At 66.0% G+C, this 9,283-nt stretch carries 9 protein-coding genes; 3 read left to right on the top strand and 6 right to left on the bottom strand.

Annotation, left to right across the window (positions count from 1 at the left end; genetic code table 11):
* Positions 1-120: 120 nt before the first annotated feature.
* Positions 121-900 carry an SDR family NAD(P)-dependent oxidoreductase gene (locus AC07R7_RS24025; protein ID WP_494636825.1) on the bottom strand — a complete coding sequence of 260 codons (780 nt, stop codon included), beginning with the start codon at positions 898-900 and terminating at the stop codon, positions 121-123.
* 144 nt (positions 901-1,044) lie between these two features.
* Between AC07R7_RS24025 and AC07R7_RS24020 the strand changes: the two genes are divergently transcribed.
* Both AC07R7_RS24020 and AC07R7_RS24015 read left to right on the top strand, forming a co-directional pair.
* Complete coding sequence (locus tag AC07R7_RS24020) at positions 1,045-1,935, top strand: AraC family transcriptional regulator (protein ID WP_494636824.1); 891 nt, start codon at positions 1,045-1,047, stop codon at positions 1,933-1,935.
* Between the two features lie 892 nt (positions 1,936-2,827).
* Positions 2,828-3,460: a spermidine synthase gene (locus AC07R7_RS24015; protein WP_494636823.1), complete on the top strand. Its 633-nt coding sequence runs from the start codon at positions 2,828-2,830 to the stop codon at positions 3,458-3,460.
* A gap of 32 nt (positions 3,461-3,492) precedes the next feature.
* Here the strand turns inward: AC07R7_RS24015 and AC07R7_RS24010 are convergent, their stop codons facing one another.
* From AC07R7_RS24010 to AC07R7_RS24000, 3 genes are all read right to left on the bottom strand, one after another.
* Positions 3,493-3,744, bottom strand: a complete 252-nt coding sequence (locus AC07R7_RS24010) for a helix-turn-helix domain-containing protein (protein ID WP_494636822.1) — start codon at positions 3,742-3,744, stop codon at positions 3,493-3,495.
* Positions 3,745-3,817: 73 nt separating this feature from the next.
* Positions 3,818-5,098, bottom strand: coding sequence for a SulP family inorganic anion transporter (locus AC07R7_RS24005; protein WP_494636821.1), 1,281 nt, complete (start codon positions 5,096-5,098; stop codon positions 3,818-3,820).
* Positions 5,099-5,474: 376 nt separating this feature from the next.
* On the bottom strand, positions 5,475-5,783 hold the full coding sequence (locus tag AC07R7_RS24000; protein ID WP_494636820.1) for a hypothetical protein: 309 nt from the start codon (positions 5,781-5,783) through the stop codon (positions 5,475-5,477).
* 240 nt (positions 5,784-6,023) lie between these two features.
* On the opposite strand from AC07R7_RS24000, the gene AC07R7_RS23995 reads away from it, so the two are divergent.
* Positions 6,024-6,224: a hypothetical protein gene (locus tag AC07R7_RS23995; protein ID WP_494636819.1), complete on the top strand. Its 201-nt coding sequence runs from the start codon at positions 6,024-6,026 to the stop codon at positions 6,222-6,224.
* 727 nt (positions 6,225-6,951) lie between these two features.
* On the opposite strand, the gene AC07R7_RS23990 is transcribed toward AC07R7_RS23995, so the two are convergent.
* A complete protein-coding gene (locus AC07R7_RS23990; RefSeq protein ID WP_494636818.1) occupies positions 6,952-8,181 on the bottom strand; it encodes a hypothetical protein in 1,230 nt (409 codons plus the stop codon).
* Entirely contained in the window at positions 8,178-9,251 is a 1,074-nt protein-coding gene (locus AC07R7_RS23985) for a DUF6976 family protein (RefSeq protein WP_494636817.1), read from the bottom strand. The genes AC07R7_RS23990 and AC07R7_RS23985 overlap by 4 nt, the downstream gene beginning before the upstream one ends.
* Between the last annotated feature and the right edge of the window lie 32 nt (positions 9,252-9,283).

Below are 9,283 nucleotides of genomic sequence, written 5' to 3'. Positions count from 1 at the left end.
GGCGCGCCCTGGGCTTTCGCCCTGGGCGCGACCATAGCGGCCATCGCGCCCAGGAGCAGCGAGGTGGTAAGATGCCGACGATCCATGATCATGACCTGTCTCCTAGGTTTGAACAGCCTGCTAGATCGCCATGCCGCCCGAGACTTCGATGCGCTGGGCGTTGACCCAACGATTGTCGTCAGACAGGAGGGCGGCGATCATCGGTCCAATGTCGTCCGGCTCACCGGCCCGACCAAGAGCCGTCATCTCGGCGACCTGCCGGTTGAGTTCCGGATTGTCGCGCACCATGCCGCCGCTGAAATCGGTCTGGATCGCGCCGGGGGCGACGGCGTTGACTGCGATACGCCGCGCGCCCAGCTCCTTGGCCTGATAGCGGGTCAGGACGTCGATCGCGGCCTTGAGCGAGCCGTAGGGCGCGCTGCCGGGAACGACGATCCGGCTCAGGCCGCTCGACAGGTTCACGATCCGGCCGCCGTCCTTGATCAACGGCAGCAGCTTCTGGGTCAGGAAGAACACGCCCTTGAAGTTGACGCGATACAGCGTGTCCATCTCCTCTTCCGTCGTCTTCTCGATGGAATTGTGATGCGAGACGCCGGCGTTGTTGACCAGATAGTCGAAGCGCTCGGCCCCTAAGGCGCGGAGCGTCTCGCGCACCTGGTCCGCGAAGGCGTCGAACGTGGAGACCTCTCCCACGTCGAGTTGCAAGGCGATGGCCTTGACCCCCGCTTCGGCCGTCAGGGTCACCACCTTTTCGGCTTCCGCGCGATTGGCGTTGTAGGTGAAGATCGACCTGACGCCGCGCCGCGCGAGGCTGAGGACGGTGTTGCGGCCCAGCCCGCGGCTTCCGCCGGTGACGATGGCGATCGGGGTGTCGGAAAGGGCCGTGATGTTGTCGGGCATGACGCGCTCCTGCGTTCGAATTGATGGCGTCAGGATACGCGTGGCCAGCCAATGCTGAATGCCGCAACCCTGCCCATTCTTGCCTATTCCTGCTCCTGGGATTAGGTTGAGATGCTGGCTCTAGAATGATGCGGGCGGGCTCGAATGGCGGACGATCTAGTGCATTCGGTCCTGCGCTATACGGACCGACAGCTGGGCAAGAGCCCTTTCGTGACCGCCATCGCGGGGCTGACCATCCTGCGCTCCGACCATCCCAAGCCGCTCTCCCACATGATCATCAAGCCGGCCCTGTGCATCACGCTTCAGGGCGCGAAATGGACGGCTTTCGGCGAGCGACGTTTTGACTATGGGCCCGGCCAGGCCCTTGTGGTTGGCGTCGAGATGCCGGCGGTCGGCCAGGTAACGCAGGCCAGTCCGGCAGAGCCCTATCTCGGCCTCGTCATCGAGCTGGACCTCGGCGTGATGCGCGAGGTGATCGAGAGCCTCGACAGCGCGCCTATCGCCTTGGAGAGCGTCCGCCACGGCGTTTTCGTCAGCGACTTCGAAGGACCGCTGGCCGACTGCGCCGCCCGCGCCGTCCGACTTCTGGAGACGCCACAGGCCATCGCCCTGCTCTACCCGGCCGTGATGCGCGAGATCTGCTATTGGCTGCTGACCGGACCGCACGGCGGCGAGGTCGTGAAGATGGCCCTGGGAAGCGACCGCACCCGCCGTCTGGTCGGCGCGATCCACGCCCTGCGCGACCGCTACGCTGACCCCGTCCGCGTCGACGAGCTGGCGTCGATCGCTCAGCTCAGCCCCTCGGCCTTTCATCGGCAGTTCAAGGCGCTGACCGCGATGACGCCGGTGCAGTACCAGAAACAGCTGCGCCTCTTCGAAGCGCGCCGGCTCCTGGCGTCTGGCGAGACCAATGTGGAAAACGCCGCCTTCCGCGTCGGCTATGAGAGCGCCTCCCAGTTCAGCCGCGAATACTCACGAATGTTCGGCGCCTCGCCCCGCCGGGACGTCGCTTTGCTTCGGCGTCCCGCGGCCTGACATTCGCCAAACTCGGGTCGGTGCCGGCGGTTGCGCGCCAGGTCCGGGCGAAGACGCGCTATCAGAGCTACCTCGGCCTCGGTGTCATTTTTCTAGAAATCAACCATCAAAAAGCACATAGTTTTCGTGACGCAGGAAAGTGACAGCCCCCTCCCCTTGATTTTCCCGCTTCCTGGGTTGTCACTTAATCGACCGTTCGCGGAGTAGGGCCGGCATGCTGATCGGGTACCGTCGCGCGCGACCCGGCAAGGTGTCACGCCGCCAAGTCTTGCTGGTCGCGGCTGGCGCTCGAAGCGATCTCCCAGCGCCGACGACGACCGGACAGTCATACCCGTCTCGGTCAGCGTTCCAGGCCAGACTTGGAAGTGCGCATGCCAGCGCCCGCAGAGACATCGCAACCGTCCTGCGAATGACATCATGGGCAAAAAGCCCAGGCCACGGGATCGAACGTCGCCTGCTCGCCGCGGCCGCAAAGCGTCCGAAGGTGGCGATCAGGACCGACGCACTCCACCAGGGTCTCGTTCTCGACACCAAAGGGGACGAAGATTGATGGCCGAAAAGGCGCGCGGCGTCACGCGCGGCTACCGCTTGGGGCAGACATTGGCGGCTCGATATGTACTGGCAATGCTCTCATCCCGTGGCGCGAAGGAGTCAATCGGCCTGAACGCGAGGCGCTGCGGCGGGCAACCCAGCTGGCGCGCGGCCTTGGTGTGCCTCGGGGTCAGCCTATGCCTCCGTCACCGCCGCACCATGCGTGACGTGATGTTCAAACCATCTATAATGATGCTTTGAACATCATTTCAGACGGTTGGAGCACAGCGGCGCGGGCGATAGTGTGGGGCGACGCCGACCCGCACCATGGGTCGAGGCCCCAACGGAACAGCTGCGCCCCATGAAGATCCTGCATCGGTACGACGATGGCGCGCGCCAGGTCCGGGTGGTGGAACTGCGTGGGGATGGCGGCCGGCTCTATTTCGATGGCCCCATGCTCTACACCCACGTCGACCGCGACGGCGGCAACTGCCTCAACTACATCGCGGCGATGGACGACGCCCTGGGTGGCGCCACGAACGTCCTGCTGCTCGGCACGGCGGGCGGCGCGCTCGCCACCCAGCTCAGCCGGCGTGGGGTGCGGGTGACGGCGATCGACGACTGGGCGCCGGCCTTCGAGATCGCAAGGCGATGGTTTCATCTGCCCGACGAAGTCGAGTGCGTGCCGTCGGATGCGGTGACCTATCTGCGATCGGCCGAGCACCAATGGGACGCCGTCGCCATCGACGTCTTTCGCGGCGCCGAGATTCCAGCCGCCCTTCTGACCAGCGACATCGCTGACCTACTTTCCAAGGTGCTGGAGCCCGGCGGCCTGATCGTCTGGAACGTCGCCGACGACGCCCTGTCGTGGTCGGCGCAATGGATCGCCAGGGCGCTGCGTCAGGCCGGGTTCGCTCCGGTCATGACCCCGGTGCTAGAGGGCGGAGTCGGCAACACGCTGATCACCTGTCGCCGGTCGGACGTTGACAGCTGAGCATAGGCTCGGGCCGCCCGCCCGCGCCCATCCTAGCCCCGGTCCAGCAGCCGCACCCCGCGGCCAGTTCCTTCGCTGCGCGAGCCTGGCGCGATCAACTCGACCCCGGCGGCGTTGAGGGTGGTGACCACCTTCTCCAGACTGTCGACGACGGCGCGGACCACGTCGTCGCAGGCTTCCATACGCTGAATGGTCGGCAGGGACAGGCCGGCGCGGCGCGCGAGCTCCTTCTGATCGATGCCAAGCAGCGCGCGAGCGGCCTTCATCTGCGGACCGGTGATCATTTCGCGATCTATCGTGATGTTCAGCGCATCAGCAAGCCATCATCTGACCGATCTCGGACACGCCTGCGGTGGCTCAGTCGCCCTCCTCGGGCACGCCGCGACGGAAGGCCGCGAACATCGCCGCCAGGACGCAGCCGGCGATGATGCCGAAGGTCAGGTCCTGGACCAGGGTCAGGCCGAAGGTGGCGAGCAAGACCGCGGCCGGGCGCCAGGCGCGTAGCAGCCGCACGAACTCCGCCTTCTCCGCCATGTTCCAGGACACCACCACCAGCACTCCGGCTAGAGCCGCGAGCGGCACGAAACTGGCCAGGGGCGCGGCGACCAGCATGAACAGCAACAGGAAGCCTGAGTGCATCATGCCGGAGATCGGGCTGCGCGCCCCGGCCCGGACGTTGGTGGCCGTGCGGGCGACGGTGCCCGTGACGGGCAGTCCCCCGAACAGGCTTGAGGCGATATTGGCGATCCCTTGGGCGACCAACTCCATGTTCGAACGGTGCTTGCGGCCGGTCATGCCGTCGGCGACCTTGGCCGACAGCAGGCTCTCCACCCCGCCGAGCAGGGTGAAGGACAGTGCGGCGGGCAGGATCTGCGGCAGCAGCGACGGCGTGGCGGATGGAAAATGCGGCGCCGGCAGACTGTGGGGCACGCCACCGAACCGGCCGCCGATCGTCTCCACCGGCAAATGCAGAAGGAGCACGCCGACTGCCGCCGCCGCCACGGCGACCAGCATGCCGGGCCAGGCGGGCCGCCAGCGCTTGAGGGCGAAGATAAGCGCCGCCGAACCCGCCCCGACGCCCAGCGCCGCCGGACTGAAGGTGGGTAGCGCCCGGGTCAGGGCGACGATTTTCGGAAACAGCGGCCCAGGTTCGCCCCCGGGCAATCGGAGGCCGCCGAGATCCTTGAGTTGGCTGGTCAGGATGGTGACGGCGATGGCGCAGGTGAAGCCGACGGTGACCGCGTGCGGGATGTGGCGGATCAGCGAGCCGAGCCGCAAGACACCCAGCAACGTCAGCATCAGCCCCGACAGCAGCACCGTCAGCAGCAGGCCCTCGACGCCGAACCGGGCGACCGTGGCCGCCACCAGGACGATGAAAGCTCCGGCCGGACCGCCGATCTGGAATCGGCTGCCCCCAAGCGCCGAGACCAGGAAGCCGCCGACGATGGCAGTATAGAGTCCGCGGTCGGGGGATACGCCCGAGGCCACGGCGATGGCCATCGACAGCGGCAAGGCGACGATGGCGACGGTCAGCGCGGCCAATCCGTCCTTGCGCAAGGCATCGAGGCTATAACCCTCGCTGAGCACGGTGATCAGCTTGGGGCGGTAGAGGTGGGCCGTGGCCGTACCGTCAGGCATCGGGAACTGCCCGCGGCGGCGATCGCGCTTCAGACCGGCCGTCGCATCCTTCCGATCGGGGAATTGGGGCCAAGCAGATGACGTCGGTGCGGCCGTATTCGTCCTGCCAGAAAGCCTGCATCGCCAGCAAGCGCCAGCCGTCGGCCATGTCGCGGAGGTCATCCCTGACCTTGGGCTTTGGGCGCCGCCCGGCACGCTGGTCTAGGGCGGCGGCCTTGGCGAGGCATTGCTGCGTGGTTCGCACCGTCGGACTCCCTTGGGATCGACTTGGTCGCCTTGGCGACAGGCGGCCTCCGCCCTCGAGGAGGTCGCGGCGATGATGCTCGTCCAACGTCAGAAATTCCAGCCTTACCCGAACCCTCGACCACCAGACTGGCTATCGCGCCGATGCGGCGATCGACCGAATCTCGCGCGGCTTGCGCGCGCCACGGTCCGGTGTGCTAGCCGACGGAGTAAGGGCGTCATAAGCGTGGCTTCGCCCCTGGGACCCGAACAACCGATGGCGATCAGCAGCCATCCGACCGAACGCCTGCTGGCCTTGCGACGTCAGCACCAAGCTTCCGCGGTCTCTTTCGGCCACCCACTGGATGGTCTTCATGGCCGCGATCCATCGCTCGCGCCCTGCCAGATCACCGACAGCGCCATGGTGGATCGCGTTCAGCACGCGATAGGGTTCTTCGTGCATGGGGTCGCCCCTCGGCTGATCCATGAAGTGCGCCAGCGCGCGCCCCGCTCGGCACCGTAGCGTCATAGTCCGCCCCTGGCCAGCCGCTGGGCGCGACGCGGCCGCCGCATTGGCGGTGACGGGCTGACTCGAAGAGCCAGACGGCTGATCTGAAGAGCCCTAGCGATCATCAACGGTTGGCGGTGTCACAAGGCGTCCCTAGATAGGCAAGGGAACAGTGCGGGGCGGCGGAGCGTATGGATGCCCCTAGGCGAACTGAGCCTCGACCAGATGCTGGCCGACCCGATAGTCCGCCTGATCATGCGCCGCGACGGTGTCGAGGAGGCGGAGATCCGCGCTCTGTTCGGCCGAATGCGTCAGCGCCGCGCCCCCCGTCCGTTCGTAGAGGCTGACCCCTCCCCACACGCCTTTGTGGCGCCGCTCAGCCCCGGTGCAAGCTGAGCGCGAAATTCAAGCCTTTCCTTGAGGGTTGGTTTAGCCCGCTCGTCGTGGGCTACGGGTTCCAGGCGCGTGGAGCAGCTCGGTACAGGTTTCCTCGGTATCGACCTCATCACCGCTGACTACCGCGTCGTGACGGGAACGGGTGTCGAGGCCATAGCAGCGATCGAGGCTCGGGCAGCTTCCCGTGGTGTTCGTCACGGCCAATATCGAGCAGGTGCGGGAGGACGTGCAGGGGCGCCCATACCTTGGTGGACAAATCGATCTCGCTCGCATTGCTGGCCACAGCCTACGCGCGGCCCGCTAGCTAGCGGCTACCGGGATGCAAGGCTTTACGCGGCTCGGGCCGAAAATGGCCCGGCGAAGCTTCCCTATCAGCTTGGCGGCCGTCCACCGAGGATGACCCGCAAGTCCGGTGCGACAGTGTCCTCTGCGCCACGCGACGCCGTAAGCGTTTCGGCTAGGAGTTCCAGGAGCTTGCCAGACACAGCCCCTCCGTGGGCTTGAGCCACGCGGGTCAGGGCGTCCGCGGCCTCCGAACTGGTCACAGCGCCCTTGGCCAAGAGTAGCGAATACAAGGTCATGAACAGCCCTGTTTGATATTTGAAGAGTTCTTCCAAGTGACTATCGGTCATGACGTTCTTTCCTGATATTCCGCAAATTCACCGACCTTTGTCGATTTGCCTCCAGACGTCTCCAAGCCTGGAGTACTCAACACTTTGCATCGCGTTCAGGCCATCGAAGACCAGGCGCGGTACGGCAAGTTGAGAGCCGGACAGACGATCTCCCCGCTAGGGGCTTCGGCGATGGGTGCGATCATGGGGCCACTGAGGAACGGCGCCTTGAGGCGACGACACAGGTCCAGTTCACGCAAGCTGGCCACCCCTGTCACGCCTTGCCAGACTTTCTTGCCGCGATAGGCTTCCGGATCCTTCAAGAAGCGCGCAATAGTCGCCAGCCGCGCACGCTCATCCTGCCCCTCCAGCACCAAGGTGACGCTGTTGACGGCGCCAGCCGGCAGGCTCTCGATCCGGAATCCCGGGTCCTTCACATGCAGATCGATCAAGGAAAAGTAGGGCCGCAAAAACGCGCGGATCTGGCTGGTCGCCCCAAAGGAAGGCTCGCGCGGGACGTCATAGACGTTGGCCGCCAGCCTGGGCCGGGCGGCGCGCGGCAACATTTCGATCTGTGGGCGATAGACTTCGCGTATGGATGGCTTGACCATCGACGAGAAGCTGAAGGGCAAGAACATATAGCCCCCGGGACCGTCCGGCAGGGCCTCGCGCGCCGCCGCCAGACAGGCCAAATCCCGGGTCGTGATGTCGACGTCCGCGACCGCCTCGAAGTGATCGCCCCGCCACGCCGCGCGCCAATCGACGCCGCTGCCGACGAACCGTTCCTTGAGAAGGTAGTAGACGCCCCACCATCCCGTCGTCGGCGTCGGGATGTCGAGCAGCCCAGCGACGCCGCCCCTGGGTGGTTCCGGTTCAATCGCCGCCAGTTCCTCGGCAGGCGGCGCGCCCTCCACCGGACCACCGGGCGGAAGGAGACTGGTCACGCCCCGAGGCGTGATCTTGCAAACCCGACCCGCGAAACCGCCGTCGTCTTCGCCCGAGATCAAGGCCCTGAGAGCCTCGGCGTGGGTTCCGGCGAACCGCATGACATCGCTCTGATCGCCTTCGAACATCAGCAAGGTGATGTCGCCCGCGCCCTTGTCGCCAAATAGCTTGAATTGCAGGTCTGCGGCGAGCTTTTGCAATTCGCGGGCGTCCAGGCTCGTGGCCCGCGGGTCGGCCAGGACGAACGAGAACGGCGCCACCAGGCCGTAGCGGCGCGGCCACAGCCAGGTGGTCTCCAGATAGGCCCCGGCCACCTTGGCCACCAGCCCGGCTATGGTCTCGGAATCGGCGAACCGCAGCTCCTCGCCGACGAAGATCTTCAGGCAGGCGATCGCGGTCATGGTTTCGCTCTAGCTTCCCGGGGCGTCCCCGCCTGGGAAGAACTTGCCAAGCTTGCTCCAAACCGACTGGCCACGGCGCTGTCCTTGGCCGGATCGAACACCGCTAGACGCACGAGCGTCTGGTTCAGAAGGATGTAGGCGAACTCTCCAAACGTCACCGGCCCTACGAACCCGCCGGCCGCGCGACCTTCGAGACCGGCATAGAGGTAGTTCAAGATGCAGTTGCAGGAGAGCATGGCCGCCGCCTCATCAGGCGAGCCCGCATAGGCGTAAGGCAGGGTGTGTTCATCGACGGGGCGCGCGAGTCGGTAGGCCACGCCCGGGACCACCGGCGCGTAGAGCCGCACTTGGCCAGCGTCGACGTCGACGTCTTGGAACGAGACGTTGATCACCGCGCCGGCATAGTCGGCCACCAGGGGAGAGCGCGTATCGAACCGACCATCGACCAGATGGCGCGCGAAGTTGGCCGGCCGGCCGTTGATCAGGCAGTCGCCGACCGTGAAGCCGGCTTCCAGGAAGCTAAAGACGTCGCCGTCGCCTTCGATGAACAGGTTGACGATGTCCAGATCGGCCTCGAGCGCCGATGGCAGTTCAATCCACAGAGTCGCCAACCCGTCGCAGGCGGCCTGCCCCGTCGCGCCGTCGAAGATCTTGGCAAGGCGCGAGCCTGTTTGCTCTAGATGCACGCCGGCGACCCAACCAAAGACCGGTTGATCGTAGAGCGCTGGCAAGGCCGGCCCTTCCAGCGCGTAGCGCTGGTGGGCCTCGCTGAAGGCCGGAGCGATGATGCAAGTCAGGCCATGCTCGAACCGTCCGGCTGTCAGGCCCGTGAGCCTGGCGGCGGGCAAGATGGCGGTGCGCGCCCGCACGGCCTCGTCGAACACCGTGCAGAACAATCGATCCTCGCGCGCGACGCCGCCCGCCTCGGTGATGAAATAGGCGGTCGTGCCGCCGATCCAGCGTCCTTTGGGCAAGCCGCGGAGCAGCATTTCGGAACCGGACACGAACAGAACCGCGCCGGAGGCGATAAGATCGGCGACGCCTTCGGCGGTCAGGAAGAGATTTCTCAAGAACCGGCCTCCTCGATTTCATGCCCGGCGAT

The sequence above is a fragment of the Caulobacter sp. GW821-FHT05F04 genome (assembly GCF_059419665.1).
The sequence above is the reverse complement of the archived record's forward strand: the minus strand, read 5'-3'. Positions and strand labels throughout refer to the sequence as shown.